Origin of the sequence: Pseudarthrobacter sp. NIBRBAC000502772 (genome assembly GCF_006517235.1) — a bacterium.
Lineage (GTDB): Bacteria > Actinomycetota > Actinomycetes > Actinomycetales > Micrococcaceae > Arthrobacter.
This window is the reverse complement of sequence record NZ_CP041188.1, coordinates 3039249-3066246: the sequence shown is the minus strand read 5'-3', so window position 1 is coordinate 3066246 and position 26998 is coordinate 3039249. Positions and strand designations below refer to the sequence as shown.

General features: G+C 64.6%; 27 protein-coding genes and 2 pseudogenes. 16 read left to right on the top strand and 13 right to left on the bottom strand.

The features are described from left to right. Window positions 1-2718: an HAD-IC family P-type ATPase gene (locus NIBR502772_RS14115; protein ID WP_141140678.1), complete on the bottom strand. Its 2718-nt coding sequence runs from the start codon at window positions 2716-2718 to the stop codon at window positions 1-3. Beyond that, entirely contained in the window at window positions 2719-3048 is a 330-nt protein-coding gene (locus NIBR502772_RS14110) for a DUF3040 domain-containing protein (protein WP_141140677.1), read from the bottom strand. It abuts the gene before it with no gap. Between the two features lie 158 nt (window positions 3049-3206). Between NIBR502772_RS14110 and NIBR502772_RS14105 the strand changes: the two genes are divergently transcribed. Together NIBR502772_RS14105 and NIBR502772_RS14100 are read left to right on the top strand one after the other, a co-directional pair. Next, on the top strand, window positions 3207-3494 hold the full coding sequence (locus NIBR502772_RS14105) for a DUF4175 domain-containing protein (RefSeq protein WP_141140676.1): 288 nt from the start codon (window positions 3207-3209) through the stop codon (window positions 3492-3494). A 57-nt stretch (window positions 3495-3551) separates the two neighbouring features. After that, on the top strand, window positions 3552-3875 hold the full coding sequence (locus NIBR502772_RS14100) for a DUF1003 domain-containing protein (protein ID WP_141140675.1): 324 nt from the start codon (window positions 3552-3554) through the stop codon (window positions 3873-3875). Between the two features lie 57 nt (window positions 3876-3932). Here the strand turns inward: NIBR502772_RS14100 and NIBR502772_RS14095 are convergent, their stop codons facing one another. From NIBR502772_RS14095 to NIBR502772_RS14070, 6 genes are all read right to left on the bottom strand, one after another. Further along, on the bottom strand, window positions 3933-4697 hold the full coding sequence (locus tag NIBR502772_RS14095) for an ABC transporter permease (protein ID WP_141140674.1): 765 nt from the start codon (window positions 4695-4697) through the stop codon (window positions 3933-3935). Then, on the bottom strand, window positions 4694-5623 hold the full coding sequence (locus NIBR502772_RS14090) for an ABC transporter ATP-binding protein (protein WP_141140673.1): 930 nt from the start codon (window positions 5621-5623) through the stop codon (window positions 4694-4696). Before NIBR502772_RS14090 ends, NIBR502772_RS14095 begins: the two co-directional genes overlap by 4 nt. Further along, the gene (locus NIBR502772_RS14085) at window positions 5620-5946 is read right to left on the bottom strand and encodes a PLDc N-terminal domain-containing protein (RefSeq protein ID WP_141140672.1); all 327 of its coding nucleotides are present in this window, start codon (window positions 5944-5946) and stop codon (window positions 5620-5622) included. The genes NIBR502772_RS14090 and NIBR502772_RS14085 overlap by 4 nt, the downstream gene beginning before the upstream one ends. A gap of 262 nt (window positions 5947-6208) precedes the next feature. After that, window positions 6209-7672, bottom strand: a complete 1464-nt coding sequence (locus tag NIBR502772_RS14080; protein ID WP_141140671.1) for a multicopper oxidase family protein — start codon at window positions 7670-7672, stop codon at window positions 6209-6211. Then, entirely contained in the window at window positions 7672-7905 is a 234-nt protein-coding gene (locus NIBR502772_RS14075; RefSeq protein ID WP_141140670.1) for an SHOCT domain-containing protein, read from the bottom strand. Before NIBR502772_RS14075 ends, NIBR502772_RS14080 begins: the two co-directional genes overlap by 1 nt. Before the next feature lie 145 nt (window positions 7906-8050). Next, window positions 8051-9202 (bottom strand): rhodanese-like domain-containing protein, encoded by a 1152-nt coding sequence (locus NIBR502772_RS14070; protein ID WP_246848526.1) that lies wholly within the window; start codon window positions 9200-9202, stop codon window positions 8051-8053. Between NIBR502772_RS14070 and NIBR502772_RS22810 the strand changes: the two are divergent. The 4 genes and pseudogenes from NIBR502772_RS22810 to holA all read left to right on the top strand — a co-directional run. Continuing rightward, window positions 9177-9290 (top strand): annotated as a pseudogene (locus NIBR502772_RS22810) (cytoplasmic protein); the annotation flags it as partial. The gene NIBR502772_RS14070 and the pseudogene NIBR502772_RS22810 sit on opposite strands and share 26 nt — an antisense overlap. 39 nt (window positions 9291-9329) lie before the next feature. Further along, window positions 9330-9580: pseudogene (locus NIBR502772_RS14060) on the top strand (DUF302 domain-containing protein); the annotation flags it as partial. Window positions 9581-9641: 61 nt separating this feature from the next. Continuing rightward, entirely contained in the window at window positions 9642-10178 is a 537-nt protein-coding gene (locus tag NIBR502772_RS14055) for a hypothetical protein (protein WP_141140669.1), read from the top strand. Continuing rightward, window positions 10112-11128, top strand: a complete 1017-nt coding sequence (gene holA / locus NIBR502772_RS14050) for a DNA polymerase III subunit delta (RefSeq protein WP_141140668.1) — start codon at window positions 10112-10114, stop codon at window positions 11126-11128. Before NIBR502772_RS14055 ends, holA begins: the two co-directional genes overlap by 67 nt. 120 nt (window positions 11129-11248) lie before the next feature. Here holA and rpsT read toward each other — a convergent pair whose 3' ends face one another. Beyond that, on the bottom strand, window positions 11249-11509 hold the full coding sequence (gene rpsT / locus NIBR502772_RS14045; protein WP_056340153.1) for a 30S ribosomal protein S20: 261 nt from the start codon (window positions 11507-11509) through the stop codon (window positions 11249-11251). A gap of 168 nt (window positions 11510-11677) precedes the next feature. Then, complete coding sequence (locus NIBR502772_RS14040) at window positions 11678-12226, bottom strand: type II toxin-antitoxin system PemK/MazF family toxin (RefSeq protein ID WP_141140667.1); 549 nt, start codon at window positions 12224-12226, stop codon at window positions 11678-11680. A 162-nt stretch (window positions 12227-12388) separates the two neighbouring features. On the opposite strand from NIBR502772_RS14040, the gene lepA reads away from it, so the two are divergent. Both lepA and hemW read left to right on the top strand, forming a co-directional pair. Continuing rightward, complete coding sequence (lepA, locus tag NIBR502772_RS14035) at window positions 12389-14242, top strand: translation elongation factor 4 (protein WP_210412301.1); 1854 nt, start codon at window positions 12389-12391, stop codon at window positions 14240-14242. Window positions 14243-14278: 36 nt separating this feature from the next. Then, entirely contained in the window at window positions 14279-15508 is a 1230-nt protein-coding gene (gene hemW, locus NIBR502772_RS14030; RefSeq protein ID WP_141140666.1) for a radical SAM family heme chaperone HemW, read from the top strand. A 15-nt stretch (window positions 15509-15523) separates the two neighbouring features. On the opposite strand, the gene NIBR502772_RS14025 is transcribed toward hemW, so the two are convergent. Both NIBR502772_RS14025 and NIBR502772_RS14020 read right to left on the bottom strand, forming a co-directional pair. Further along, entirely contained in the window at window positions 15524-15943 is a 420-nt protein-coding gene (locus tag NIBR502772_RS14025) for a DUF4870 domain-containing protein (protein ID WP_104060700.1), read from the bottom strand. A gap of 128 nt (window positions 15944-16071) precedes the next feature. Next, on the bottom strand, window positions 16072-16920 hold the full coding sequence (locus tag NIBR502772_RS14020) for a DUF3097 domain-containing protein (RefSeq protein ID WP_141140665.1): 849 nt from the start codon (window positions 16918-16920) through the stop codon (window positions 16072-16074). 147 nt (window positions 16921-17067) lie between these two features. Between NIBR502772_RS14020 and hrcA the strand changes: the two genes are divergently transcribed. The 3 genes from hrcA (at window position 17068) to NIBR502772_RS14005 (ending at window position 20071) form a co-directional block, all read left to right on the top strand. Next, complete coding sequence (hrcA, locus tag NIBR502772_RS14015) at window positions 17068-18081, top strand: heat-inducible transcriptional repressor HrcA (protein WP_104060698.1); 1014 nt, start codon at window positions 17068-17070, stop codon at window positions 18079-18081. A 77-nt stretch (window positions 18082-18158) separates the two neighbouring features. After that, on the top strand, window positions 18159-19286 hold the full coding sequence (gene dnaJ / locus NIBR502772_RS14010; RefSeq protein WP_104060697.1) for a molecular chaperone DnaJ: 1128 nt from the start codon (window positions 18159-18161) through the stop codon (window positions 19284-19286). A 2-nt stretch (window positions 19287-19288) separates the two neighbouring features. Further along, complete coding sequence (locus tag NIBR502772_RS14005) at window positions 19289-20071, top strand: 16S rRNA (uracil(1498)-N(3))-methyltransferase (RefSeq protein WP_141140664.1); 783 nt, start codon at window positions 19289-19291, stop codon at window positions 20069-20071. Window positions 20072-20092: 21 nt separating this feature from the next. Here the strand turns inward: NIBR502772_RS14005 and NIBR502772_RS14000 are convergent, their stop codons facing one another. Beyond that, a complete protein-coding gene (locus NIBR502772_RS14000) occupies window positions 20093-21049 on the bottom strand; it encodes a GerMN domain-containing protein (RefSeq protein ID WP_371706672.1) in 957 nt (318 codons plus the stop codon). A gap of 371 nt (window positions 21050-21420) precedes the next feature. Between NIBR502772_RS14000 and NIBR502772_RS13995 the strand changes: the two genes are divergently transcribed. The 5 genes from NIBR502772_RS13995 to NIBR502772_RS13975 all read left to right on the top strand — a co-directional run bounded on the left by NIBR502772_RS13995 (window position 21421) and on the right by NIBR502772_RS13975 (window position 26933). Then, window positions 21421-22506, top strand: a complete 1086-nt coding sequence (locus tag NIBR502772_RS13995; protein WP_141140662.1) for a PhoH family protein — start codon at window positions 21421-21423, stop codon at window positions 22504-22506. Then, window positions 22503-22976 carry an rRNA maturation RNase YbeY gene (gene ybeY, locus NIBR502772_RS13990; RefSeq protein ID WP_141140661.1) on the top strand — a complete coding sequence of 158 codons (474 nt, stop codon included), beginning with the start codon at window positions 22503-22505 and terminating at the stop codon, window positions 22974-22976. The genes NIBR502772_RS13995 and ybeY overlap by 4 nt, the downstream gene beginning before the upstream one ends. Further along, the gene (locus tag NIBR502772_RS13985) at window positions 22973-24304 is read left to right on the top strand and encodes a hemolysin family protein (RefSeq protein ID WP_141140660.1); all 1332 of its coding nucleotides are present in this window, start codon (window positions 22973-22975) and stop codon (window positions 24302-24304) included. Before ybeY ends, NIBR502772_RS13985 begins: the two co-directional genes overlap by 4 nt. Further along, a complete protein-coding gene (gene era, locus NIBR502772_RS13980; RefSeq protein WP_141140659.1) occupies window positions 24288-25262 on the top strand; it encodes a GTPase Era in 975 nt (324 codons plus the stop codon). The genes NIBR502772_RS13985 and era overlap by 17 nt, the downstream gene beginning before the upstream one ends. Before the next feature lie 99 nt (window positions 25263-25361). Next, a complete protein-coding gene (locus tag NIBR502772_RS13975) occupies window positions 25362-26933 on the top strand; it encodes an LCP family protein (protein WP_141140658.1) in 1572 nt (523 codons plus the stop codon). The last annotated feature ends 65 nt before the right edge of the window (window positions 26934-26998 follow it).

Below are 26998 nucleotides of genomic sequence, written 5' to 3'. Positions count from 1 at the left end.
CTAAAGGATGTGACGCCGGAATCGTTTGTCCACCGCGACCACCATTGACGCGAGCAGTGCGAGGCCGAAGATCCGCAGCCATGCCTCCGGGCCTATGGGGGCCGTGTGGAAGAGCCCGTTCATTACGGGGGAGTATGTGATGGCGATTTGGCCGACAGCCTGGATGAGGACCCCAACCACTACCCAGGGGTTGCTGAACGGGCCCATCCGCCAAGCCGGCCGCGTCAGTGAACGGCAGCTGAATAGGTAGAACAACTCCACGGTGACGAAGAGGTTGACTGCCGACGTCCTCGCTTCAGGGAGGGAGGCACCGCCTGCGAGTTCCCATTCGAAGATCCACCATGTGCCTCCGACCAGGAGGGCCGAGACCAGCAGTACCCGCAGCGTCAGCGCCCAGGTCAGCAATGGGAGGGCCGGGTTCCGGGGCGGGCGGGACATCAGTCCCGGTTCCCCCGGCTCGAAGGCAAGCATCAGGCCGAGGGCTACTGCGGTTGTCATATTGATCCACAGGATCTGGGTCGGCAGGATGGGGAGTGTCCCGCCAATGAGGATCGCCACCAGGATGACCAGGCCTTCCCCCATGTTCGTCGGCAATGTCCAGACGATGAATTTGGTCAGGTTGTCGAAGACGTTGCGGCCCTCTTCGACGGCCGCTTCGATGGTGGCGAAGTTGTCATCGGTCAGCACAATGTCCGAGGCCTCTTTGGCCACTTCGGTTCCCGAACGGCCCATGGCGATCCCCACGTTCGCCTGGCGAAGTGCGGGCGCATCGTTGACCCCGTCGCCTGTCATTGCAACGACATGTCCGCCAGCCTGCAGCGCATTTATAAGCCGGAGCTTCTGCTCCGGGGAGACCCGAGCGAAAACGGTTGCCCTCTCCACGGCAGCAGTGAGCTCGACGCCGGGGATGTTGTCCAGGTCGATGCCGAGCAGGGCGGTGCCGTCTTCAGGATTGCCGTCCAGGCCCACCGACGCGGCGATGGAAACCGCCGTACCCACATGGTCCCCGGTGATCATTTTCACCGCTATGCCAGCCTCGTGGCAGGCTTCAACGGCTGCCGCGGCGGCTTTTCGCGGGGGATCGAGCATGGCCTGCAGGCCCGTCAAAACCAGGTTCCGTTCGATGGGTGCCCCGGCGAGTACTCCGGACTCCGGTGGTAACCGCACCAATGCCGTGGCTAGTACCCTCAGCCCAGTGGCAGCTAGCGCGTGGGCGGCCCGCAGCACGGTTTTGGGCTCAACCGGTACCGTTTCACCGCCGCGGTCCATCTGCCCGTAGCAAAGCTCAAGCAGCCGTTCGACACCGCCCTTGACCAGCACAATGGAACCCGGCGCCCATGGTTCTGCCGCGTGCAGCGTGGCCATATATTGCAGCTCCGAAGTGAAAGGAATGGAGTCCAGCCGCGGTGTTCGTTCCAGGAATTCCTTGATATCCACTCCGCCTTTTCCCGCCACCACCAGCATCGCGGCCTCGGTCGGGTCACCCCGGGCGCCCCAGACGTCCCCTTCAAAGTGGACCGTGGCGTCGTTGCAGGCCCCGCCCGCCAGCAGGCACCAGCGGAGCGCTGCGTCATCGAGGGCCTCAGACCTGCCAGCTTGAACATCCTCCCGGCCGGGCGCACGCCTGCGGATTGTTCCCTCCGGGCCGTAGCCGGAGCCGGATACCTCATACTGCGCCGAGGGAGTCCAGAGGGCCCGCACCGTCATCTGGTTTTCTGTGAAGGTTCCAGTCTTGTCCGAGCAGATGACCGTTGTGCTGCCCAAGGTTTCGACTACCGGAAGACGACGGACCACCGCGCGCCGTCTTGCCATGCGCCGAACCCCAATGGCGAGCGTGACCGTCACGGCGGCTGGAAGGCCCTCGGGTATGGCTCCAACCGCCAAGGCTACGGCGGCAGTGAACATTTCCGCCGGCTGCTGGCCGCGTGCCACCCCAACGATGAAGGCAAAGGCGGCAAGGGCCAGGATGCCAACAGTGAGCGTCATACTGAACCGTGAAAGCTTTTGGGTGAGGGGAGTCGCCATGGGCTGGACGGTGCCCATGAGCCGATGGATCTCGCCGAGCTCCGTTTCCCCACCGGTGGCCACCACGATTCCGGCACCACTTCCGGCCGTCACGAGGGTTCCTCCGTAAACCATGTTTCGGCGATCCGCGACTGGTGTGGCGGCGGGCAGGACCACTTCATCCTTGGACACTGCTTCGGATTCCCCGGTCAACGTCGATTCGTCAACTTTGAGGCCCCAAAGGCGGACGAGGCGAATGTCCGCGGGTACCTTGTCACCAGCTTCGAGCAGGACGAGGTCTCCCGGGACCAACTTTTCGGAGGGAACTTCCAGCCGCACGCCGCCCCTTATCACGGCTGCGTGGGTCTGGACTAGGTGACGCAGCGCATCCAGTGCCCCCTCGGCGCGGACCTCCTGCACGAGCCCGACCACTGTATTGACCAGCACCACGGCAAGGATGACAAAGGTGTCGAGTTGTTCACCGAGGTAGGTTGTCACCCCTGCGGCCGCGAGCAGCACGTAGATCAGAGGGTTGTTGAACTGCCGCGCTGTTTTGCGGAGCAGTTCGCCCCTTTTGGAGCGCGGGAGTACGTTCGGTCCGTAGAGCTGACGCCTTCGGGACACTGTGTCAGGGTCCAGGCCCTCGAAGGGATGGGCCTCCAGGAGGAGTACGACTTCGTGGGCCGGAAGGCCATGATGGGGTATCTCCGGCATCTATTCGACCGGGGTGTTGTGTCGCACCTCAGGATTGGGCGGCCGCGTTACCCACCGGAATCGGGAAACGCCGATCCAGCGCGATGCCAGTGTTCCACCGGCTGCCATGGTGATGAAGCCAGCGGCCCCGAGTGCCGTGGACATCAGCACAGCTCCCGACATCAGGACGACAAAGCCGGTCAAAGTAAGCAGCACCCCGCCTGCCAGGCTCCAGCCATTGGACGCCGGCCGCGGCGGTTGACCCAAACGCGCGGCGAGCCTCGGGTCGTCCTCGATCAACTGGCGCCCAATTTCGTCGAGCAGGCCACGCTCGTGCCGGGAAAGCGACATCTGTACCCTCCTGAACGTACATTGGACGTGTGCCTCTGATGTCACTATCCAGTGTCATGCCGGCCGCCATGCGCGGGTAGGGGCGAACGTCCCGAAGGGGGTTTGGCTCTCGACCCCGGAGGTGGCCGGCAGGCAGGGGAAAGCGGAGGTATGAGCAAATGGCGGCGAAACCACTCCCATCCACTATGGTCGGCTGGTGGGCTCTCTGGCTGGCCGCTGCCGTCGTCCTGTACCCGTTCTATTGGAGCGTTTTTCTGCTTTTTCCCATCGAGGTGAGGCAGTTCGTCGTAGTTGGGTTGCTCATCGTGGCGGTGGCCGCGATTGTCACCGGCAGTCTTGCAGTGTTCCGCTTGAGGGACCGCAGCGTGCTTTTGGTGACAGCCTTGGTGCTGATGGTGATCGCGGCAGGCATTTTTGCGCTCGGGGAGTTGTTACTCCCGCACTGATGCCCTATCGGAAGGTGTCGGATGTCCGCCGGAAGGTGTTGCCTTTACGCTGGGCTCATGAATCCGGGACACACCACATGGCATGTGCAGCACAAGGCCGGTCTCACCAGGGGCGAGCGGGCGGCGGATTTCCTGTCCATGGTCGCGGGTCTCCAAGGTGCCATACTGCTGATTGCCGCAAAACGGCAGGATGCTATTGCGGCTGCGATGGCCCAGCACGACTATGAGACGGATGTGCAGGCCAAGGCCGAGATAGACCGGCTCATGGCCGTCAACAGCCGGCAGCTTGAACTGCTGAAAGAACTCCGGTCTTTGCTGGTTCAACGCCCAGTGACAGGGACGGACGACGGCGGGACGTCCCGGCCCGCCTGGGATGCTTAGCCCGTTCGCCCGGACTTCGGGCAGCGGCAGTCAGCGGTCAGTGCGGTTGGGCGTTCCTTACAGTTCCTTGCGGCGGAAGAGTGCCGCCGCCAGCAAGACCAAAGCTATGGAAAGCAGGACCGACGTCGTCACCGTCCACAGTGGTGAGGCAGTTTCGGTGCCGGCGGCCAGGGACGTTGCCTGGCCGGTGATGCCCGCCGGGGAGTAAGTGCGGAGGGGTTCCCAGATGGCTACGGCCGATAACAACGCATAGGCACCGAGCCCGGCACCGGCTGCCCCCGCGGGGGCGGGGATCATCACGGACAACGCCGTCATGAGCATGATGAAAAAGACGCCGAGCACCAGCCAGAGAAGCGCGGACTTCCACAGTGCGGAAGCGGGCGCATCCCTGAATACGGCAAGTGTCACTCCCCAGGTGATGAGCGTCCCTGCCGTCAGGGTGAACGCCAGGAACGCGGTATGAACGATGGCCTTGATGATGACAAACGCCGCCCGGGACAGAGGTTTGGTGAGGACGAAGGCAGCGGTGCCGCTCCGGATTTCGGATGAGATGAGTCCGCCGTAGATGATGATGAGTGCGAACAGCACGATTTGCGACAGGTTCTTGATCCATTGCCCGTAGGCGTCGAGGTAGGTGGGTGGCGGTATCCTGAACTGGCCAAGCTGCTCGCCGGCCAGGGCGTTGATGAGCTCGGGAGTGAAACGCGCGAGCGGCGGCCCGGTGAGTGCGAAGAAGAGCAGGATCGACGGCAACACCCAGATGCGCCAGGTGCGGACTATTTCAAGAGCCTCCTTGCGGGCGAACACGAGGTATCCGTTCAAGTCCGGCCACCCCCGACGAGTTGCACGAAGACCTCTTCGAGATCCATCTCCTTGACCTCCAGACGTGCCAGGCCTGTCCCTTGGCGGCTGATCATGGCAGGGATCGCGTGCTGGGCGGCTCCAAGGTCACTGACGGCGACTTCCAGGACGTCGTGCGCTCCGTGCGTGACCGATATCGCCCAGCCGCAGTGGGAGATAGCCGCAGCGAGTATGTCGGCGCCGCGGGTGACTTCGACGACGATCTTCTGCTTCGAGTAGCGTTCCTTCATCTCCTCGATTGGCGCCTGTGCCACCACCTGGCCCCGATCGAGGATGGCGATCGAGTCGCAGATTCGCTCGGCATCGCCGAGGATGTGGGTGGAGAAAAAAACTGTGGTGCGGCCACGCAACGATGCGATCAGTTCCAGGACGTCTTTGCGTCCTATGGGATCAAGTGCGCCCGTCGGTTCGTCCAGCAACAGCAGCTCCGGAGCGTTGATGAGGGCCTGGGCGACGCCCAGGCGCTGCCGCATTCCGCGCGAGTATTCCCCTACGTGCGTGCCCACCTGTCCGAGTCCCGCCATGTCCAGCAGCAAGTCCACCCGATCGTTCAGCTGCCTGCCGTTCATTCCATGCAGCCTTCCCGCAAACCGCATGGTTTCACCGGCGGTCATCCAGTTGTAGAACGCGGGAACGTCCGGGAGGAAGCCGACCCTGGCCCGGACTGCGTTGTCGGCTGAGTCCATGGCGTGTCCCAGCACCAGGAGCGATCCAGAAGTAGGCCTGGCCAGGCCGCTCAGGAGACGAAGCATGGTGGTCTTTCCGGCACCGTTCGGGCCCAGGAAGCCAAAAATGGAGCCCTCCTCGACGCTTAGACTGACCGCGTCGAGGGCCCGCTTTTGTCCGAAGGACTTGGTGAGCCCGACGGCTTCGATGGCCGCGTTCAACGTCGGAAGGGTTGGTCCGGGGGACCGTAGAGCTTGCCGGCCACGTCAACGGCACCGGTTTGCTTCGAAGCGCTGCCTGTCGTGGCCGGGCCCTCCGGCGGGGAGGCGGCCTTGCGGCCAATCAGGAGGTACAGAACCGGGCCAAGTACGTTCAAAACGAGCATCAGCACTAGCCAAATCCACTTATTCGCGAAGGCAACCAGTTCGGCAGGCCGCCGGTAAAGGTCGATCAGGGCAATTGCGTCCAGCACCAGCGCGGCGGATACCAGGATCCCCACGGCCACCAGCACACCGGTGGGGAGAGCCGACAAATCATTGATCATTTCCCGCCGGTCCCGGTCTCGTTGCAGTGTTGGCAATCATGGGTTCTTCCCCTTCACCGATATCCCATCCTCTTCAAAGCGTCATCCGCGGGGCATTCTGGCGACAGAGCCCTTGGTCCCCCGCCTGAAAGCGGCATCTGCGGACAGCAGCAGCGTGGGCCTTCGGCATCTATAGGAAACCGGCTCGGAAAAGCATCACCGTATCCGCGCCTCCCACCGGTGAACGTCTTTGTTAGATGCGGGCTGAAGTCCTGGCGGACTGTCACCGTACTTCGATGACGCCCATCATTCCAAGGTCCTCGTGGTCCAGAATGTGGCAGTGGTAGACCGAGCGCCCGCGGAAGTCCTCGAACGCAATCCGTACCGTCACCCGCCCATTCGCCGGTACGTTCACTACGTCCTGCCAGAGAAGGGAATCCACGGCCTGGCCGTTTTCCTCGATGATCTGCATGGGCCATACGTGCAGGTGGAAGGGGTGGTCCATTGGACTGCGGTTGGTCAGGGTCCATTCCTCTACAGTCCCGGCAGCAACCGTGGTGTCCGTCCTCGCGTCGTTGAATTTCCTGCCGTTGACGGTGAAGCGCATCATGCCTGCCCCACCCATGCCCATGCCAGTGGCCAGTACCAGCTGCCGGCGTGCAGCGACGGCGGATGAGCGCAGATCTCCCATTTCCGCAGGGGCAGTCATGTCCGCCAAGGATGGCGCAGGTTCGCCTGAGACGTGGAGAGTGGCCAGTGCGGCGCCGTCCGGCCCGTTTCCCGGGTCCGCCGGTCCGAACTGCGGACCCATCATCGCTGGCATGCTTCCGCGATCCTGGTAAACAGAGCGCAGGACAGAATCCCCGGTTGCTGTGGTAACAAGGAGGTCTGCCCGGTTCCCCGGAGTCAGAACGATTTCGTCCATTTTTTCCGGGTTCCGGAAGCGGCCGAGGTCCATGCCGAGGAGCTGCATTTGCTGCCCTTCGAGCCGCAGCCGTAAGTAACGGGAGACGCACGCGTTGATGATGCGCCATCTTTCCCGTTCCCCAGGGTGGGCGCTGAACTGCGGATTGCTTTGGCCGTTCACCAGGAGGAGTTCCCCTTCGCGGCCCATCATCCGGTCCATGTCCCTGGCCGGCAGGATGTTCCCGAACCCATCCAACGCGGTATCAGAAACTACCAACACCCGCTCCCGCGTTGCCGCCATCGGCTCCGGATCCTCGATGACAATCGCCCCGAAGAGACCGGAAAAAATCTGATCACCGACCCGGCCGTGATGGTGGGGGTGGTACCAATACACACCAGGGGGATGGTCCGCTGGAATCCGGTACTCGTACTCGAAGGACGAGCCAGGATCGACGGAGACAAAGACATTGTCCCCATTGCCCTGGGGGGACACATGGAGGCCGTGCACATGCAGGTTCGTGACCTGATCCAAATTGTTGACGAGTTCAAGGTTGACGACGTCCCCAGCCCTGAGACGCAGGGTTGGGCCAGGAACCGTCCCGTTATAGCCGAGGGCCGCCGCCAACTGGCCGCCGAGCCGAATCTGTCCAGGGGCGGCTTCGAGCCGAACCCGGAGCCGGCCGCCGATGCTCCGATGCTCAGGCGGTTCCGTCAGTTCGCCTCCGGCGATGGGGGAAGGCCGGGCCGTCAGCGTCCACACCAGGCCCGTCCCTCCCGCCGCTGTTCCTGCGACGCCAAGACCAGCGAGCAAGAGCGCGTTCCTGCGACTCATGGGCCGCACTACGGGCCATCCCCGAGGACTCGGAGCTGATCCGCCGTCAGCTCACCGGCCGCGAAGCGTTCGTCGAGGATCTGCCGTGCCCGGCTCTTTGCCATCGCGGAGTTGTCGTGTCCGCGGCCCACACCGCCGCCAAACAGGCGAACCGCGAGTATTACCAGCACGGCGATCCCTATCAGCAGGAGGAGGCCCCAGAGCCACGTCCAGCCCATGCCTTGTCCGTATCCCCACATCATGGCTGGTACCTTTCGCCTCTCGACCTGTCTTAGTTCGATTCTGGTTCCTGTGTCTGCGGACCAGTAGGGTCAGTAGTCCTTGGAGCAGGTTCTACGGAATGACCGCTCAGCCGGTACCGTTCCCAACCGCCCGTTCCGCTGGCCTTCAGGGCTGGTTTGCGTAGTTGCTGGAAACGGATTCCCGCATCTGCTGCCAGGCGTCCCAGGCGGCGTAGCTGCCGTCGAGCTCGACGACGTCGTACCCGGCGCGGCGCAGGGCGCTGGCAGCCACGGAGTTCCGGACCCCGGACTGGCAGTAGGTCACGATGGTGCCGTCGGTGGGCAGCTCATCGAGGTGCCACATGACGCGGCCGCCGCTGAGCTGGTGGGAGCCGGGGATGTGCCCGGCGGTGTGCTCGGTGCGGTTGCGGACGTCCAGCACCATGGCCGCATCGAAGCCGGCGAGGGCCGCGGGTTGGATCAGCTTCGGGGTGAACGTGGGGAGTCCTTCAAGGGTGGTGACGTAGCCGGCGACGTTGTCGATGCCGACCCGGACGAGGTGGTCCCACATGTCCTGCGCGGTTTCCTGGTCGGAAGCCAGGAGCACCAGAGGGTTCTTGTCGGTTTCCGGGTTGACCACCCAGGAGCCGTAGCTGGCCACGGACTTGCCGGCGGGAACGTTCAGTGAGCGAGTGACCGCGCCTTCGTGGACTTCGGTGTGGTGGCGGGTGTCGATGAAGGTGACGGTGTCCTCGGCGAGGTCCTTCGCGACGTCGGCCGGGTCCAGTTCCTGAAGCGGGGCGCGTTCGCCCATGATGGCCGGGTCTTCACGGTTTTCGCGCTTCATGCGGCCGAAGTAAGCGTGCGCGTCGGGCTGGCCGTCGAGGAGTTCGTCGATGAAGCCCTGTTCCTCGTTGGCGGCCAGGTACGGGCCCCACCAGGCGTAGAGGCGCTCGTAGCCGACGGTGGAGGAGGGGATGGCGCCCAGGGCCTTGCCGCAGGCGCTGGCCGCGCCGTGGGCAGGGTGGACCTGGACGTAGTCCGGCAGGGTCAGGAACTTGTCCCGCAGGCTGGCGAACAGCTGCTTGGCGCCCTCGAAGCGGGTGTCGATGCCGCCGGCTGCCTCGTCGAGCAGGTCCGGACGGCCCAGGTCACCGGAGAAGACGAAGTCGCCGGAGAGCAGGTAGCCGGGCTGGTCGCTGAATGCGCCGTCGGTCACCAGGAACGACAGGTGCTCGGGGGTGTGCCCGGGGGTGTGGAGGGCCTGGATGCTGATGTTGCCAATGGTGATGGTGTCACGGGCCGGGTTCGCCATCATCGCCACGGGCCTGGAGCAGTGCATTGTCCAGAAGGACACATCGATGGACAGGAAAGACTTGGAAAAGCTCCTCCTCTCCCTCGCCTGATTAGTCCGACATTCGAGCTGCACCAAGGAGAACCATGACGTCGGCGACTACGTCATCCTTGGTGCCTGCAACCCCGTCCTAGCCAGCCGCGCCCTCGCCGCAGAGCCTGAAATCGGCGCGCTCCTGCCCTGTAACGTCGTCGTCCGCCGCAGCAAAGGCGCAGGAGTCACCACCATCGAGGCCATTGACCCGCAAACCATGGTCCAGCTCAGCGCTTCGCCGGCTGTCAAAGAGGTCGCAGACGACGCCGGCAGCCGCTGCGCAAGGCACTTGCCGCCCTGAACAACTAACGAAACAAGTATCGGACGTGCAGAACGCAGCGGTCGCCTGTACTCGCTGCTTGCAAACCTGATGGCAGCCCCGCTGGTAGCACCGGTGACATTGCTGGGAACGGCAGCCGTCCCGCTGATGGTTGCTGCGCCGTGGCTTGCCACCGTCCTGATCGCCGTGGCAGGCACCTTCAGCGCCGGAGTCGCGGGAACCGCGAGGATCACGGCCGGATTGCCGGGGGCTGCGCTGCCCTGGCCCGAGGGCCCGTTGGGCCTCCTGACCATGGTGCTGCTCTCGGTGCTGACCTTTGCCGGGGTGTGGCTTGCCGTCCGGCCGCGCCAGGTGTTCCGGGGGGTCCTGGCATTGCACGCCCGGACGGAAAAGGTGTTGGACCTCCTGGAACGGCAGCTGGGGGCCACGTTGGCCCGGTGCGGTCCGGCGCGGTGCTGGCCGGACCGGCGCGGGCCAGGCCAGCGTGGCCCCGGCTTGGTGGCGGCGGCCCACCGTGGCAGGCTTAGACACTGCACCAGAATTTCCGGGAGGAATCCACCATGGCCGCAGCCCAGACCACACGTACCAGGACTCCGGCGTCGAACACGGCCACCTGGCGGGACGTGACGCCTGCCGAAATCGTCCTGGTGGGCGGACCGGAGGAATACCTAGGCATCCGTGCCATGGACCATGTCCGCGCCCAAGTGCGGACGGCGTTTCCCGACGTGGAAGTCAGCCGCCTCACGGCCGGAACGTACGAAGCCGGGACCCTCGCCATGCAAGTCAGCCCCTCACTCTTCGGTGAACGCAAACTGATCGAAGTCGAAGGCGTTGAAGCCATGAACGATGCCTTCCTGGCCGACGCACTGACCTATCTGGCCCGCCCGGAGCCGGATGCGGTACTCGTCCTGCGCCACGCCGGGGGAGTCCGCGGCAAGAAGCTCCTCGATGCCGTCAAGGCCGGCGGTTGGCCGGTAGTTGACTGCCAGCCCCTGAAGAAGGATGCGGATAAGGCCACTTTCGTGGCAACGGAATTCAGGGCCGCCGGACGCAAGATCAGCTCGGACGCCGTGCAGACGCTGGTTAATGCCGTCGGCGCCAACCTTTCGGAGCTCGCGGCGGCGTGCAGCCAGCTGATCGCGGATGCCACGAGAGCAGTGACCCCGGAGTTGGTGGACCGCTACTACGGTGGCCGGATCGAGGCCACGGCCTTCAAGGTCGCGGACGCTGCCATGGCCGGAAACGGTCCAGTGGCGCTGTCCACCCTTCGCCACGCGCTGGCCACCGGGGCTGATCCGGTTCCGCTGGTTGCCGCGCTGGCAGCCAAGCTGCGGACGGTGGCCAAAGTAGCCGGCGCCCAGGGATCCCCGGCGCAGATCGCTCGGGAACTGGGCATGCAGCCCTGGCTCGTGGAGCAGGCCCAGCGCGATGTGCGCCGCTGGACCCCGGAGGGTCTGGTCCGCTCCATCCAGGCCACCGCCGAGGCCGATGCCCAGGTCAAGGGCCTTTCGCGTGATCCCGTCTATGCCGTTGAACATGCGGTGACTGTCATCGCAACCTCTGTGCGCGGGCACTGACGTCAGCTGACCGCGCCTGCGGTAGGTGGCTCTGGCGCAGAGACGCTGGCGGCTTAAAGATGTGTGGCCGGCACCCATCGGGTGCCGGCCACAATCATCAGTTCAGGTGAACTGGAAACCTTACAGCGCGTTGACCTTCTTGGAGATGGCCGACTTGCGGTTTGCTGCGTTGTTCTTGTGCAGAACACCCTTGCTGACAGCCTTGTCCAGCTTGCGGCCGGCAACAAGCAGGGCAGCGGCAGCTGCATCCTTGTCGGTGGACTCAACGGCGGTGTTGACGGCGCGGATGGCCGTCTTCAGCTCAGACTTGACTGCGTTGTTGCGCAGGCGAGCCTTCTCGTTGGTAAGGATGCGCTTCTTCTGGGACTTGATATTAGCCACGTGTGAACTCTCTTTTTAATGCGGAAATGGTCTAGAGGGCTTTCAGATTGGCCATTGACTGAGCGGCGTGGGGATACCTATGGCGGCCAACCATCAGTGGCCGTCGACCTGCACGGACACACAGCTATACAGAATAGCAGACCCCCCGGAAGCTGGCCATTTGGCGGGCTATTTCCAGCCGTGTCGGCGCCGTATGCCTGCAGCCACCAGATCGAAGCGTTTCCGGTCCAGAACTGCACCTTCGCGCCGGATGGCGTCCGGGCTGATCTGCAGGATCCGTCCAAGGTTTGCCTCGCTGGGCCGCTGCTGGCGGTCCCAACTGCCAGTTCCGATGTCCAGGTAGTCTCCGGATCCGTTGCCGGCATGGTCATGGTCCCTGCTGGTGAGCATTACCCCCAGCAGGTACCGTCCGCTCTTGCCCACCAGCAGAACCGGACGGTCTTTGCCCCGGGTGTGGTCCTCCTCATACGGCACCCAAGTCCACACAATCTCGCCGGGGTCGGGACTGCCGTCGGGCTGCGGCGCGTACCGGATGGACGCCGCGCCGGCAAAGTCGCCAGGATAGACGCCGTGCGGGGCCGGCCTCACCGGCGCCGCCTGGCGGGCCGGTGCAGGCGTGTACGGTCCGGCAGATCGGGTTGCACCGGTACGGAACTTCTGCAGGACCCTGACGGACGTCCGGACAGCGTTGGCCAAGGAGCGGAGGTTGATAGGCATGGGCCAAGACTATCGCCGGGCCACCGTGCCGGGTTTGACCTGAATGCAATACGATGCGCCCGGACGTGGGAGACTGGAGGTTCCAAATGTGCGGTCCAGCCGCAGGGTGCCTCCGGTGCGTCCTGGCGGGGGTCGCACGAATGTCAACAGTAAGGACCCTGCGTGTCTCCCATGGCCCGCACCGCCCCGGTGCCCGCCGCGACTGATCCGGCCATCATTCGGAATTTCTGCATCATCGCGCACATTGACCACGGTAAATCAACCCTGGCTGACCGCATGCTGCAGTTCACCGGGGTGGTTAAGTCCCGCGATATGAAGGCCCAGTACCTGGATCGCATGGACATCGAGCGCGAACGCGGTATCACCATTAAGTCCCAGGCGGTCCGCATGCCCTGGGAACTCGACGGGACCAGCTACGCGCTGAACATGATTGACACCCCCGGCCACGTGGACTTCACCTACGAAGTGTCCCGTTCGCTGGCGGCCTGCGAAGGCGCAGTGCTGCTCGTTGACGCGGCGCAGGGCATTGAGGCCCAGACCCTCGCGAACCTGTACCTGGCGATGGAAAACAACCTCACCATCATCCCGGTACTGAACAAGATCGACCTCCCGGCAGCCCAGCCTGAGAAGTACGCGGCCGAACTGGCCAGCCTGATCGGCGGCGACCCCGACGACGTGCTCCGCGTCTCTGGCAAGACCGGCATGGGCGTCGAGGTCCTGCTGGACAAGATCGTCCGCGATCTGCCGGCCCCCGTAGGGGACCCGAACGCCCCCGCGCGCGCCATGATCTTCGACTCGGTCTACGACACGTACCGCGGTGTGGTTACCTACGTCCGTGTGGTTGACGGCATGCTCCACCCCCGTGAACGCATCCAGATGATGTCCACCCGGGCCACCCACGAACTCCTCGAGATCGGGGTGAGCTCCCCGGAGCCCACCCCCTCCCAGGGTCTCGGGGTTGGCGAAGTGGGCTACCTCATCACCGGTGTGAAGGACGTCCGCCTGTCCAAGGTCGGCGACACCGTCACCAACCTCGCCAAGCCTGCCACGGCCTCCCTTCCCGGCTACGCCGATGCCAAGCCGATGGTCTTCTCCGGCCTGTACCCGCTGGACGGCACGGACTACCCGGTGCTCCGCGATGCGCTGGAGAAGCTGATGCTCAACGACGCCGCCCTGGTGTACGAGCCCGAAACGTCGGCCGCGCTCGGCTTCGGCTTCCGCGTCGGCTTCCTCGGCCTGCTCCACCTTGAAATCACCAGGGAGCGGCTCGAACGCGAATACAATCTTGACCTGATCTCCACCGCCCCCAACGTGGAGTATGAAGTGACGCTGGAGGACAAGAAGGTGGTCCATGTGACCAACCCCAGCGAATACCCTTCCGGCAAGATCGCAGAGGTCCGCGAGCCGATGGTGGCTGCCACCATCTTGGCGCCGAATGAGTTTGTGGGCGCCATCATGGAGCTCTGCCAGAGCCGCCGCGGTGTTATAGGCGGCATGGACTACCTGTCCGAGGACAGGGTCGAAATCCGCTACCGGCTGCCGCTCGCTGAGATCGTGTTCGATTTCTTTGACATCCTCAAATCCAAGACCCGGGGCTACGGTTCGCTGGACTGGAAAGCCGACGGCGAGCAGGTGGCCGACCTGGTCAAGGTGGACATCATGCTCCAGGGCGAACAGGTGGATGCCTTCTCCGCCATCACGCACCGCGAGAAGGCCTATGCCTACGGTGTGATGATGACCGGCAAACTGCGCGAGCTCATTCCCCGCCAGCAGTTCGAAGTGCCCATCCAGGCTGCCATCGGCTCCAGGATCATCGCCAGGGAAAGCATCCGCGCCATCCGCAAGGACGTTTTGGCCAAGTGCTACGGCGGCGACATTTCCCGGAAGCGCAAGCTGCTGGAGAAGCAGAAGGAAGGCAAAAAGCGCATGAAGATGGTGGGCCGCGTTGAGGTCCCCCAGGAAGCCTTCATCGCTGCGCTGACCACCGACGAGTCCAAGGACAAGGCCAAGAAGTAGTGATGACAGTGGCCGGCAACACCGGAGGCCCCTGCAATGCCTAGCATTCTTCCACTCGGCGACCCCGCGCCGTCGGACGGTCTGCTGCCCGCCCAGGCAGTGGCCGGTTCCGCGGACCGGGCTTTCGGGCTGTACGTGCACATCCCGTTCTGCGCTGTTCGTTGCGGATACTGCGACTTCAACACCTACACGGCCACCGAACTGGGCGGCGGAGCGTCACAGGACGCGTACGCCACCACGGCCGTGTCCGAAGTCGACTTTGCCGCCACAGTCCTGCGGCACTCGAGTCTCCCGGACCGTCCGCTGAGCACAGTCTTCTTCGGCGGCGGCACTCCCACGCTGCTCCCGGCGGAAGACCTCGCACGGATCCTGACGGCCGCCGTCGGGCACTGGGGCCTGGAACCCGGCGCCGAAGTGACCACCGAAGCAAACCCGGACTCGGTCACCCCGGCATCCCTTCAGGTTCTGGCCGATGCCGGCTTCACCCGGGTTTCCTTCGGCATGCAGTCTGCCGTTCCCCATGTCCTGAAGGTCCTGGACCGCACGCACACGCCCAGCCGCGTGCCGCAGGTGGTGCAGTGGGCGCGCGATGCCGGACTGGCCGTGAGCCTGGACCTGATCTACGGGACACCGGGGGAGTCCCTGGAGGACTGGCGGTTCTCCCTGGAGACGGCCCTCTCCTACCAGCCTGACCACATCAGTGCCTACGCGCTGATCGTGGAAGACGGCACCAAGCTGGCAGCCCAGATCCGCCGTGGTGAAGTCCCGGGAATCGACGACGACGACCACGCCGACAAATACGAACTCGCCGACCAGCTGATCGGCGCTGCAGGCCTCAGCTGGTACGAGGTCAGCAACTGGTCCCGGACGCCGGAGCAGGCATGCCGGCACAACCTCGCGTACTGGCGCGGGGACGACTGGTGGGGCATCGGGCCTGGTGCACATTCACACGTGGGCGGGGTGCGGTGGTGGAACGTCAAGCACCCCACGGCCTACGCCGGACGGCTCGCTCAGGGCCTGTCACCGGCGGCCGGGCGGGAAACGCTCGACGCCGAAACCCGCGACGTGGAGCGCGTGATGCTTGAGGCCCGGCTCGTGTCGGGACTGGCCACGTCAACGCTGGGCGAGCACGGCCGTCACGCCATGGCCGGGCTCATTGCCGACGGCCTGGTGGAGCCGCCGGCTGCCTTCCACGGCACGCTGGTACTGACCCTGAAGGGCCGCCTGCTGGCCGACGCCGTGGTCCGCAGGATCCTGCCGGACTGAGGGTGCGGGTGGGGACTACTTGATCCAGCGCAGGTTGTACTGGTAACGGTGGGGCTGGCCCTTGTTGACATGGATACCTGCGGCCACGGAGAAGCAGGTCAGGGCAATCCAGATCAGGGTGGCGATGACGGCGAAGATGTTTCCGATCACCGGAATGAACACCAGGAGATTGGCCACCAGCGCCGCGATGGTGGGCGGCAGGCTGAAGTTCAGCGCTTCCTTGGATTCCTGGGCGGTGAACGGCCCGCGCTCACGGAAAATCAGGTAGATCAGCAGTGACGGAACGCAGCCGAGGATCCCGCCGAAGTGTGCCAGCGTGGCCCACTGGCGGTCTTCGCTGGCCGTCAGGGGCAGCGCATTAGCCGGAACGCCCTGGTACTCGGAACGGCCCTGGCCGCCGTGGTCGTCCCGGTGCTCGCGTGCGTTTTGTGCCACGGTTTTCTTCCTTCGAAAGTGCAATGGTGCTGGGTTGGAGAATGCCGGACTGAAGCAACTGCAGCCTCCGCAGTACCAAGAATACTGGTTCAGCCACCAAATGCCGCCGCCAAGACCTGGATCCGGTGTCAGGGCACCGTCAGAAAGTCGATGACTTCCTCCACTCTCCCGAGCAGTGACGCTTCCAGGTCCGCGTAACTGCGGACAGCGCCCAGCAGCTTTTGCCAGCCAAGCCCGATGTCTTCCTTGGTGGAGTGCGGCCAGCCGAACGCTGCCAGGATGCCGGTCTTCCAGTCCTGCCCGCGGGGCACCACCGGCCACTGTTCGATGCCCAGGACAGCAGGCCGGATGGCCTGCCACACGTCAACGTAAGGGTGCCCGACGATCAGGACGTTCCCGGCCGCACCGGGGGAGGCCATCACGGCAGCCGCGATGCGCCACTCCTTCGAGTCGGGCACCAGGTGGTCCACCAGGACCCCCAGCCGCCGTCCCGGACCGGGACCGAATGCGGCCACCGCCCCCGCCAGGTCATCAATGCCATGCAAAGGCTCGACGACGATGCCCTCTACGCGGAGATCGTCACCCCAGACTTTTTCCACGAGTTCGGCGTCGTGTTTTCCCTCCACCCAGATTCTGCTGGCTTTGGCCACCTGGGCACGCTGGCCGGCAACGCGGACCGAGCCGGACGCCGTCCGGCCGGCGGCCACGGGGGCGGCCTGCCGGGGCGCCGGGGGAACGAGCCGGATGGGCTGACCCTCCAGGAGGAACCCGAAGCCCAGCCGGAAGGACCGGGACTTGCCGCGCCGGTCTTCGAGGGCCACTACATGCATGCCGCCGGACTTCTCCACCCGGGTCACCGCTCCCACCCAGCCGGACTGGGCGTCTTCAAGAACCATGCCGCGTTCCACGGGAACCTCAGGCAGTTCGCTCTTGACGGGCGCGGTGATCTCCTGCGGACCCCAGTTCTGGTACTGCATGGATTGATTCCGCCTTGCCGCTAGATCCTGGCCCGGAATTTCGCCCGGAGCGGTACCAATGCTAACAACGGGGTGACTCATATTAGACTGTTAGCACTTGGGCATGTCGAGTGCTAACCCTGCAGTGACCACGGATGGAGGTGGAGTATGAGCGAGCCGCGCAAACTCGAAGTACTGCGCGCCATCGTGGAGGACTATGTGCACTCCCGCGAGCCAGTAGGTTCAAAAGCGCTCGTGGAACGCCACCACCTCGGCGTGTCCAGTGCCACCATCCGCAACGACATGGCGGCCTTGGAAGACGACGGCCTGATCACGGCCCCGCACACCAGCGCCGGACGGATCCCCACAGACAAAGGCTATCGGCTGTTTGTGGACCAGATTTCAGCGGTAAAGCCGCTTTCCCACGCGGAACGGCGTGCCATCCAGTCGCTGCTGGAGGGCGCCGACGATCTGGACGACGTCCTGGACAGGACCGTCAGGATGCTGTCGCAGCTGACCAACCAGGTCGCCGTGGTGCAGTATCCGCATCTGAGCCGCGCCACCATCCGCCACATCGAATTCGTCCTGCTCGCGCCCCGGCAGGTCCTGGTGGTCCTCATCGCCACCACCGGCAAGGTCGAACAGCGCGTGATCGACATCGGCCAGGACCTCGGCGACGACGCTATCGCCGCGCTGCGGACACACTTCCTCGGATCACTCGCGGGCATCTCGCTGAGCCGGCTGACCCCCTCGCTGCCCGGAGTCGTTTCGTCCGTCAGCCCAGGCCAGCGCGCGGCGGCCCAGGCCCTGGCCCACGGGCTGGAAACGCTCGCCCACAGCAGTCGCGAGGAACGCATGGTCATGGCCGGAACGGCGAACCTCGCCCGCTCCAATGTGGATTTTCCGCTCAGTATCGGACCGGTCCTGGAAGCGCTCGAGGAGCAGGTTGTCCTGCTGCGCCTCCTGAGCGACATGGCGCAGGATCCGAGGGGCGTGGCAGTCAGCATCGGGCGTGAAAACCCGTACGACGGACTAGCGGAAGCCTCCGTGGTGGCCACGGGCTACGGACCAGACAGCACTGCCAAGATCGGTGTGCTCGGCCCTACCCGGATGGACTACCCCACCACCATGGCCGCCGTCAGGGCAGTAGCCCGTTACCTTTCAAGAATTCTGGGTCCGTAACAGCATCACGGTCCAGGCACGAAGAGCAGTGCCGGCAGCACGCCTGCCGTCAGTACAACAAGGAAGAGATACGAACTTTGAGCAGCCACTACGACGTCCTCGGAGTCTCGCCGGAAGCCACCGGGGAAGAGATCAAGAAGGCCTACCGCAAGCTGGCCCGAACTCTCCACCCGGACGTAAACCCCGGGGACGATGCATCGGACCGCTTCAAGGCCGTGACCCATGCCTACGAGGTACTTTCGGACCCGCAAAAGCGCCGGATCTATGACACCACCGGCAATGAGAACGGCACCGACAACGGGTTCGGCGGCGGTGGATACTCCGGCCAGGGCTTCGCGTTCCAGGACATCTTCGACACGTTCTTCGGGGCCGGCGGCACCTCCGGCCCCGCTTCCCGGGTCCGCCGCGGCCAGGACGCGCTGATCAGTGTACGGATCGAACTCCGCGATGCCGTGTTCGGCGTCAACCGGAAACTCGAAGTGGACACAGCCGTCACCTGCCCCACCTGCAACGGGTCATGCTGCCGCGACGGCAGCCACCCTGTGCGCTGTGATATCTGCGGCGGCAGCGGCCAGGTCCAGCGCGCGGTGCGCTCCATCCTGGGCCAGGTCATGACGGCGGCCCCCTGTGGCAGTTGCGAAGGCTTCGGGACGGTCATCAAGGACCCCTGCAACGAATGCAGCGGCCAGGGCCGCATCCGCAGCCGGCGGTCGCTCACCATCAAGGTGCCGGCCGGTGTTGCCACGGGCACCCGGATCCAGCTCTCCGGGCAGGGCGAAGCAGGCCCGGCCGGCGGACCGTCCGGGGACCTGTACGTGGAACTCCGGGTCAACAACGACGCCACGTACGCACGCGACGGTGACGACCTGCACGCAACGCTGCACATCCCGATGACTGCCGCCGCCCTAGGCACCGAGCTGTCACTGGAAACCTTTGACGGGCTGCAGGAAATCGACGTCAAGGCAGGGACGCAGTCAGGGGAGATCATCACGCTCCGTGGACTCGGCGTGACGCACCTGCGCGGTTACGGCCGCGGGGACCTGATGGTCCATCTGCAGGTGGAGACGCCGGCCAAGCTGGATGCCGCGCAGGAGGATCTCCTGCGGCAGCTGGCGAAGCTCCGGGGCGAGCAGTTCACGGAAGGCAAACTGGCTGCCAGCGGCGGCGTCTTTGCCAAGCTGCGGGACCGGTTCGGTAACCTGTAGCGGTGAGCAATCCCGTTTTCTTCAGCGGTGCCGGGTCGCTGGACGGTCTGGTGCCCGGTGCCCGTTTTGTCCTTCAAGGGCCGGAGGCACGCCACGCCGTGACCGTAAAACGGCTATCTCCCGGAGAGGCGGTGGACATTGCCGATGGCGCCGGAAGGCGGCTGACGGGAACTGTTGTGTCGGCGTCGCCCGCGGAGCTCACCGTGGAATGCTCCGCCCTCGTTGTGGAGGACCGGCCCGACATCCGGCTTGTGCTGGTGCAGGCCCTGGCCAAGGGGGACCGCGATGAACTGGCCGTGGAAACGGCAACCGAACTCGGGATTGATGCCGTAGTTCCCTGGCAGTCCGAGCGATCAATTGTCCGCTGGAAGGGTGAGCGCGCGGCCAAGGCCCACGCAAAATGGCAGTCCGTGGTCACTGCCGCCGCCAAGCAGGCACGCCGCGCCTGGATCCCCGAGGTGCGCGCCGCCGTCGAAACGCCAGGCCTTGCGGCGGCCGTGGCGGCAGCGGATCTGGCCGTAATCCTGCACGAAGACGCGGTCCGGCCGCTCCGGTCTGTCCTGGAATCATGGCAGGGCACCCAGGCTGACGGCGGACCCCGGGAAATTCTGCTCATCGTTGGTCCGGAGGGCGGAATCAGTCCCCGCGAAGTCACCCGGCTTTGCGACGCCGGCGCCGTGACGGCGCTCTTGGGACACCACGTCCTGAGGTCATCCACGGCCGGACCGGCAGCGGTTGTTCTGGCGAGTGATGTACTGGGACGCTGGACAGCACCGGTATCCTGAGGCCGACTGCTGCGCGGGCTGTTACCGGACGTTGAAGTTCCGCGTATCCACATTCAGCTCCTGGCTGGTGCCGGCCGCATCCACCTGCGAAACGCGGAGCTCGTAACTCCCCGAGGACAGGCTAAGGGCAAGGGTAAAGACTCCGGACTGGGCGGCTTCGGCAGCTGCAGTGGTCTCCCCGGTCAGGTAGGGCGCCTTGTTCCCGTTCGCTTCGGCCCGCAGGATCTGCCAGCGGAGTTTACCGCCCGGAACCGTGCTGCGGCCCGTGATCTTGACGCTTCCGCCGGCCAAATCAGTCCCTTCCTGCGGATCGATGATCCACACGGGCGCCACCATTCCGGCGGCTCGGGACATGGGGTCGCCAAGCTGGACGTGGTCGAAGGCAACGTAATCGGTGTGGCTATCCACCAGGATCCTGACCTGGATCTGCTGGCCGGAATCGATCAGGCCGGAACTCGCGGCCGCTGCCGTAGCGGTAAAGACCAGCTGCTGAATGGCGCGGCCGGCCATGTCGGCGTCGAGATTGCTGTTAAAGGCATCCTCCGAGACGTCGACGGTAATGACGTTCTTGCCGGAGATGGACGAGGCGAGTTTTTCGGGATCCTGCCAGGGCGTGAAGAAATCCGGGTCCAGCGGCTTCTCGGACATCATGGCCCGCAGGGCGCGGGTCACTGGATTCTCCTGCTCCGGCACGTCCCGGAACTCCCGGTATAGGAACACGTTGCTGTTGCTTCGGCCAATCCAGTAGACCGGGGCCTTATTCGAGGACTGTGTGGTTTCCAGGGGCGCGCTGGTGGAAGGTGCCCCCGGGGAGCCGGTGGCGGCAGCACTGGAGTTTGCCGTCAGGTTGGGCTCAGGGCTGGGGTCCGCGATACAACCGCTGAGAAGGAGGAATGCTGGCAGCAGGCCCAGGAAACGTTGCGGACGAAAACGCGGCGCGACGCGCCTGGCACTGAGGGGGGTCGCTGTTTCCGGCACTCTCGTGGCCTGTCCTTTCCGGCTGTGAAATGGCGAGGCCTGGGCCCCGTGAGCCGGTCCCCGGACGGCTGTGATTTCCAGCATCGCATAGCCAGCTCCGCCAAAAGGACCGAATCCGGGCTGCCGGCCCAACTGCAACGGGAACGATATGAGCCCGATATGAAGTTGATACCTAATGACGCCAACCGTCCCGCAGTATGCCGGTGACGGGCACCCTCGCCGGGGACCGCCTGACGCTGCCGGGAGGTGCCTCCTGGCGTAAGATGGAAGGACTCCGCTGGCTCCTGCATGCTCGGCAACAGCCCCCACGCAGCAGCCGGCGCACTTAATTTTTCGAACTGGAGGGGACCACGGGCCTGCGGGCCAGCACCATGACTGAATCAGCGAACGGAAAGCGCCGGCTCAATACTGACCGCGCCGCCGGAGAATTCCCCCATTCACTTCCCGGTGTCCGGACGGAGGTGGTTCTCTTTGACAACTCCGATCAGATGGTCCAATCGCTCGGCAGCCATGACGAGGCCCTGCGTTACATCGAAGAGCAGTTCCCGTCCGTTAACTTCCACGTCCGCGGAAACGAACTGTCCCTCAGCGGCCCTGCCAACGAAGTTCCCCGCATCATGCGGCTGCTGCATGAAGTGCGCGGCCTCGTGGCCCGTGGCACAGTCATCAGCCCCGCGGTGTTGCACCAGCTCGTCGCCTTGCTCCGCAGCCAGTCATTGCAGAACCCTGTGGACGTCCTCACCCATGACATCCTCTCCAGCAGGGGGAAGACCATACGGCCCAAGACGCTGAACCAGAAGAACTACGTGGACGCGATTGATGCGAACACGGTGATCTTCGGGATTGGCCCTGCAGGCACGGGTAAGACGTACCTCGCGATGGCCAAGGCCGTCCAGGCGCTGCAGCAGAAAGAAGTCAGCCGTATTATCCTGACCCGGCCCGCAGTCGAGGCCGGCGAGCGGCTGGGGTTCCTGCCGGGTACCCTGAGCGACAAGATCGATCCCTATCTGCGCCCGCTGTACGACGCGCTGCACGACATGATGGACCCCGAGTCCATCCCGCGCCTGATGGCCGCCGGGACCATCGAAGTGGCGCCGCTGGCTTACATGCGAGGACGCACGCTCAACGACGCCTTCATCATCCTGGACGAAGCGCAGAACACCACACCTGAACAGATGAAGATGTTCCTCACGCGTTTGGGTTTCGGGTCCAAAATGGTGGTCACCGGAGACGTCACCCAGGTGGACCTGCCCTTCGGCACACGCTCGGGGCTGCGGATCGTGGAGGAGATCCTGCAGGGGATCGAGGACGTAAACTTCACCCTCCTGGACGACACGGACGTGGTCCGCCACCGGCTTGTGGGCGACATCGTGCGTGCCTACAGTCTCTGGGACGATGTCCAGCGGAACAAAGTAAAACACTCGGTAAGCCGGGTAAAGCGGGGGGAAAGCGCGTGAGCATTGAAGTAAACAACGAATCCGGCATCCAGGTTGATGAAGCGGAGCTCGTAGCGCTGTCCCGGTACGTTTTTGAGCAGCTGTACATCCACCCGCAGGCTGAACTCTCCATTCTCCTGGTGGATGAACCCGCCATGGAAAAGCTCCACATCGAGCTTATGGACGAGCCGGGATCCACCGATGTGCTCTCGGTCCCCATGGACGAGCTGACCCCCGGCACGCCGGACCGGCCCACTCCCCAGGGGATGCTGGGTGACATCGCCGTCTGCCCCCAGGTGGCTCAGGTGCAGGCCGTCACTGCCGGGCACTCCCTGCAGGATGAGATGCTGCTGCTGACCACGCATGGGATCCTCCACCTGCTCGGCTATGACCACGCAGAGCCCGAGGAAAAGGAAGAAATGTTCGGCCTCCAGCGCCAGCTGCTTTCCGGCTTCACCGGCAAAGAAGCACCTGCCGAGACCACGCAGTGACGCCCCTGCTCCTTGTCGGCATGGCCCTGGCGTTCCTCGGTACCGCAGCACTCCTGACCGCAGCCGAAGCCGCGTTCACGTTCCTTTCCCGGCATGACGCCGAAGACGCCCTGCTGAAAAGCCGCGGAAACGCCATGAAGCGCATCCTGGCCCAGCCGGTGGCGCATATCCGGGCCCTACGGTTCTGGCGGGTCTGGTTCGAGATGGCTTCAGCCGTAGCGGTGGCCGTCCTGCTCCACAGCCTGCTGGACAACGTCTGGCTGGCCGGGCTGGCCGCCACTGGGATCATGGCCCTGCTTGGCTTCGTCATCGTCGGCGTTTCCCCGCGGCAGCTCGGCAGGCTCCATTCGGCCGCAGTCGTCCGCTCCACAGCGCCGCTGATCAGGTCACTGACGTGGGTCCTTGGACCCATCCCGGGGTGGCTCGTGGCGCTGGGCAGTGCCGCCGCTCCCGGCGCTCCGGCAGGTGATGACGCGTTCTTCAGCGAACAGGAATTCCGCGAACTTGTGGACCGCGCATCCGAATCGGACATGATCGAAGACACCGAAGCTGAAATGATCCAATCAGTCTTTGACTTCGGCGACACCCTGGTGCGCGCCGTGATGGTGCCCCGGACGGATATCCTCAGCATCGACGCCGGCTCCAGCCTCAGGCGGGCCATGTCAATGTTCCTGCGGTCGGGCTATTCACGGATCCCGGTGATCCGCGACAACACGGACCAGATCCTCGGAATCGTGTACCTCAAGGACGTTGCGGCGACGCTCCATGAGCTCGGACCCGACGACGAACCGCCCCCGGTCGAAGCCTTGGCCCGCGAGGTCCGGTACGTCCCGGAGTCCAAGCCGGTGAGCGATCTGCTGCGGGAACTGCAGAAGGAGTCAACACACGTTGCCATCGTGATCGACGAATACGGCGGCACGGCCGGCCTTGTCACCCTGGAGGACCTCATCGAGGAAATTGTCGGCGAAATCGTGGACGAGTATGACACGGAAAGCGCCGAGGCCGTGGCCCTGGGCGGCGGTTCCTACCGGGTGAGCGCCCGGATGAGCATCGACGACCTCGGAGAACTGTTCGACATAGAGCTCGACGACGACGAGGTTGACACTGTGGGCGGGCTGCTCGCCAAGGCCCTGGGCCGCGTTCCCATTGTGGGCAGCCGCGTGGAGGTGGGCGGCATCTCGCTGCTCGCCGAACGGCTCGAGGGCCGCCGCAACCGCGTCAGCCACATCATTGCCTCAGCAGTACCAAAAGCAGACACTGACCTTGAAGACCTCCTCGACGAGGCGAAAGCAACCCAGCAGGGAGTTCCACGTGAGCAAGAAAAGTAATCGTCCGGCCAACCCGGATTCGGCCGCCAAAGACTTCGACGGCTATAGGGCAGGCTTTGCGGTCCTCGTGGGGCGGCCTAACGCGGGAAAATCAACCCTGACGAACGCACTGGTCGGCCAGAAGGTGGCGATCACCTCCGCCAAGCCGCAGACCACGCGCCACACCATCCGGGGGATCGTGCACCGCGATGACGCCCAGCTGATCCTGGTGGATACCCCGGGCCTGCACCGCCCCCGCACCCTGTTGGGAAAGCGGCTGAACGAACTCGTCGCCGACACCCTCGCCGAGGTCGACGCGATCGGCTTCTGCCTGCCCGCCAACGAGAAAATCGGCCCGGGCGACAAGTACATCGCCGCCCAGCTCGCCGCCATCGGCAACAAGCCGGTCATCGCGATCGTCACCAAGGCGGACACAGTGGACCGGCAGGCGCTCACCGAGCAGTTGCTCGCCGTCGCAGCACTGGGCCGGGATGTCATCGGCGAGGACGGCTGGAAGGACATCGTCCCCGTCTCCGCCACCGACGGCTTCCAGGTGGACACGCTCGCAGACGTCCTGATCAGCCACATGCCGGCGTCGCCGCCCCTTTATCCGGACGGTCACCTGACGGACGAACCCGAAGCCGTGATGATCGCCGAGCTCATTCGGGAAGCTGCCCTCGAAGGCGTCCGCGACGAACTGCCCCACTCCCTGGCCGTCGTCGTCGATGAAATTGTTCCGCGTGAGGGCCGGCCCGAAGACAGGCCCTTCCTCGACGTCCGCGTTAATCTCTATGTGGAACGTTCGTCCCAGAAGGCCATCATCATCGGCAAGGGCGGTGCACGGCTCCGCGAAGTCGGCACCAATGCACGCAAGGGGATCGAGGCGCTGCTCGGTGCCCGCATCTACCTTGACCTGCATGTGAAGGTGGCCAAGGACTGGCAGCGCGACCCGAAGCAGTTGGTCAAGCTCGGCTTCTGACGCTGCCTTTTCGCTTTACCCGGCCGGTCGTCGGGAAGTTCCCAGACTGGGCAACTAAAATAGGCCGGATTCAATTTTTTCGAGGAAGGTACACCACACATGGGGCGAGGCCGCGACAATCGCGAGTACGGAGCTGACGCGTCAGCCGGGACCGGTCCGGTGTCCCGCCACGCTGACGCTACCGCCGTCGGCGTTGCCCGGCATCTCGGATCCCGGAGCCGGATGCCGGCCTGGCTGAAGGTGACCACTGCGGTGGTCACTATCCTGGTGGTCGGCGGTCTTGGCTTCGCGGGCTACTGGTATCTACGGTTCCAGTCGAACATCACTACGGCGCCGCTGAACGCCGGTGGCGCGAACCCATCGGACGACAAATCGGATCGGATGCAGATCCTGATCCTTGGCTCCGATACCAGGGACGGCGCCAACGCGGAGTACGGCGCCGTGGACGACTCGACAGGTTACGGCAAGTCCGACGTCATGATGCTGATGGACGTATCGGCCGACAATAAGCGCGTCAGCGTCATCAGCTTCCCCCGGGACCTACTGGTCGATATTCCGGAGTGCACCGACCAGAAGACCAAACGGACTTTTCCTGCCCGCAACGGTGTCATGATCAACGAGGCCATGAACGAAGCCGGCATCGGCTGCGCCGTGGACACGGTCAACAAACTGACTGGACTGGAGATCGATCACTTCATGATGGCGGACTTCACCGCCGTGAAGGAACTCTCCAACACGGTGGGCGGCGTTGACGTGTGCATCAGTGACGCCGTCTACGATCCTGACTCCCGGCTGCGCCTGCCGAAGGGTACGTCCGCCGTTAAGGGCGAAATGGCCCTTGCCTTCCTGCGGACCCGCCATGCCTTTGCCGACGGCGGCGACCTGGGCCGGATCCGGGCACAGCAGGGATTCCTGTCCTCCCTCACGCGCAAGATCAAGGACGACGGCACACTGTCCGACCCCTCTAAAATGCTGACCATTGCCGATGTAGTGACCAAGAACCTCACGGTGGATGAGGGGCTGGCCTCCGTGCCGTCGCTCGTGAGTATCGGTAGCCGGCTTAAGGACATCGACATCAGCAAGGTGGCGTTTGTGGCCGTGCCCACCACGCCGGCAGTCACGGACATCAACCGCCTGCAGATTGCGGAGCCCGCAGGGTCCCAGCTGTTTGCGGCCCTCCGCGAGGACGTGGACCTCACGGATCCAACAGCGCCCACAACGCCGTCCCCGGCGCCCACGGAAACAACAGCCACTCCAACAGAAACAACACCGGCGGTGCCGCCGTATGACAAGGCGCTGCAACCGGTCACCGTGGCCAACGGCAGCGGCGTCCCGGGACGCTCACAGGAAATCGTGCAGGCCTTGATCACCGGAGGCTTCACCCAATCCGGGCCGTTGGAAGCCGCGCCGGTGGCTCAGAGCGTTGTCTACTACGGTACTGAGTTCGCCGACGTCGCAGCCGACGTGGCTGCGCTGCTGGGTATTCCGGCCGCGCAGGTCCAGCTGGCACCCCGCGTCGCCGGAGTGCAGGTCTACCTTGGAACGGACTTCACCACCGGGGCAACCTACGGCGCCGGCGCGGGCGTGGCCTTGCCCGAGGACATCGTCAACCAGACGGCCGGCGATACGGTGTGCCAGCAGGCCAACCCCGTGCTGATCGTCCAGGACTGACGGCAGCACCCAGTAGACATACAGAGAGGCGGGGCCAGGCGGCCCCGCCTCTCTGTATGTCTGGA

What these genes read in the sequence shown, in the direction of transcription:
- NIBR502772_RS14020 (WP_141140665.1), bottom strand. Translation starts at nt 16,920, where the DNA reads ATGCAGTACCAGAACTGGGGTCCGCAGGAGATCACCGCGCCCGTCAAG.
- hemW (WP_141140666.1), top strand. Translation starts at nt 14,279, where the DNA reads ATGCCTAGCATTCTTCCACTCGGCGACCCCGCGCCGTCGGACGGTCTG.
- NIBR502772_RS14070 (WP_246848526.1), bottom strand. Translation starts at nt 9,202, where the DNA reads ATGATGGCGAACCCGGCCCGTGACACCATCACCATTGGCAACATCAGC.
- NIBR502772_RS14100 (WP_141140675.1), top strand. Translation starts at nt 3,552, where the DNA reads ATGAATCCGGGACACACCACATGGCATGTGCAGCACAAGGCCGGTCTC.
- NIBR502772_RS14075 (WP_141140670.1), bottom strand. Translation starts at nt 7,905, where the DNA reads ATGATGTGGGGATACGGACAAGGCATGGGCTGGACGTGGCTCTGGGGC.
- holA (WP_141140668.1), top strand. Translation starts at nt 10,112, where the DNA reads ATGGCCGCAGCCCAGACCACACGTACCAGGACTCCGGCGTCGAACACG.
- NIBR502772_RS13995 (WP_141140662.1), top strand. Translation starts at nt 21,421, where the DNA reads ATGACTGAATCAGCGAACGGAAAGCGCCGGCTCAATACTGACCGCGCC.
- NIBR502772_RS14110 (WP_141140677.1), bottom strand. Translation starts at nt 3,048, where the DNA reads ATGTCGCTTTCCCGGCACGAGCGTGGCCTGCTCGACGAAATTGGGCGC.
- NIBR502772_RS14085 (WP_141140672.1), bottom strand. Translation starts at nt 5,946, where the DNA reads ATGATCAATGATTTGTCGGCTCTCCCCACCGGTGTGCTGGTGGCCGTG.
- hrcA (WP_104060698.1), top strand. Translation starts at nt 17,068, where the DNA reads ATGAGCGAGCCGCGCAAACTCGAAGTACTGCGCGCCATCGTGGAGGAC.
- NIBR502772_RS14115 (WP_141140678.1), bottom strand. Translation starts at nt 2,718, where the DNA reads ATGCCGGAGATACCCCATCATGGCCTTCCGGCCCACGAAGTCGTACTC.
- NIBR502772_RS14055 (WP_141140669.1), top strand. Translation starts at nt 9,642, where the DNA reads ATGGCAGCCCCGCTGGTAGCACCGGTGACATTGCTGGGAACGGCAGCC.
- NIBR502772_RS13975 (WP_141140658.1), top strand. Translation starts at nt 25,362, where the DNA reads ATGGGGCGAGGCCGCGACAATCGCGAGTACGGAGCTGACGCGTCAGCC.
- NIBR502772_RS14040 (WP_141140667.1), bottom strand. Translation starts at nt 12,226, where the DNA reads ATGCCTATCAACCTCCGCTCCTTGGCCAACGCTGTCCGGACGTCCGTC.
- NIBR502772_RS14105 (WP_141140676.1), top strand. Translation starts at nt 3,207, where the DNA reads ATGGCGGCGAAACCACTCCCATCCACTATGGTCGGCTGGTGGGCTCTC.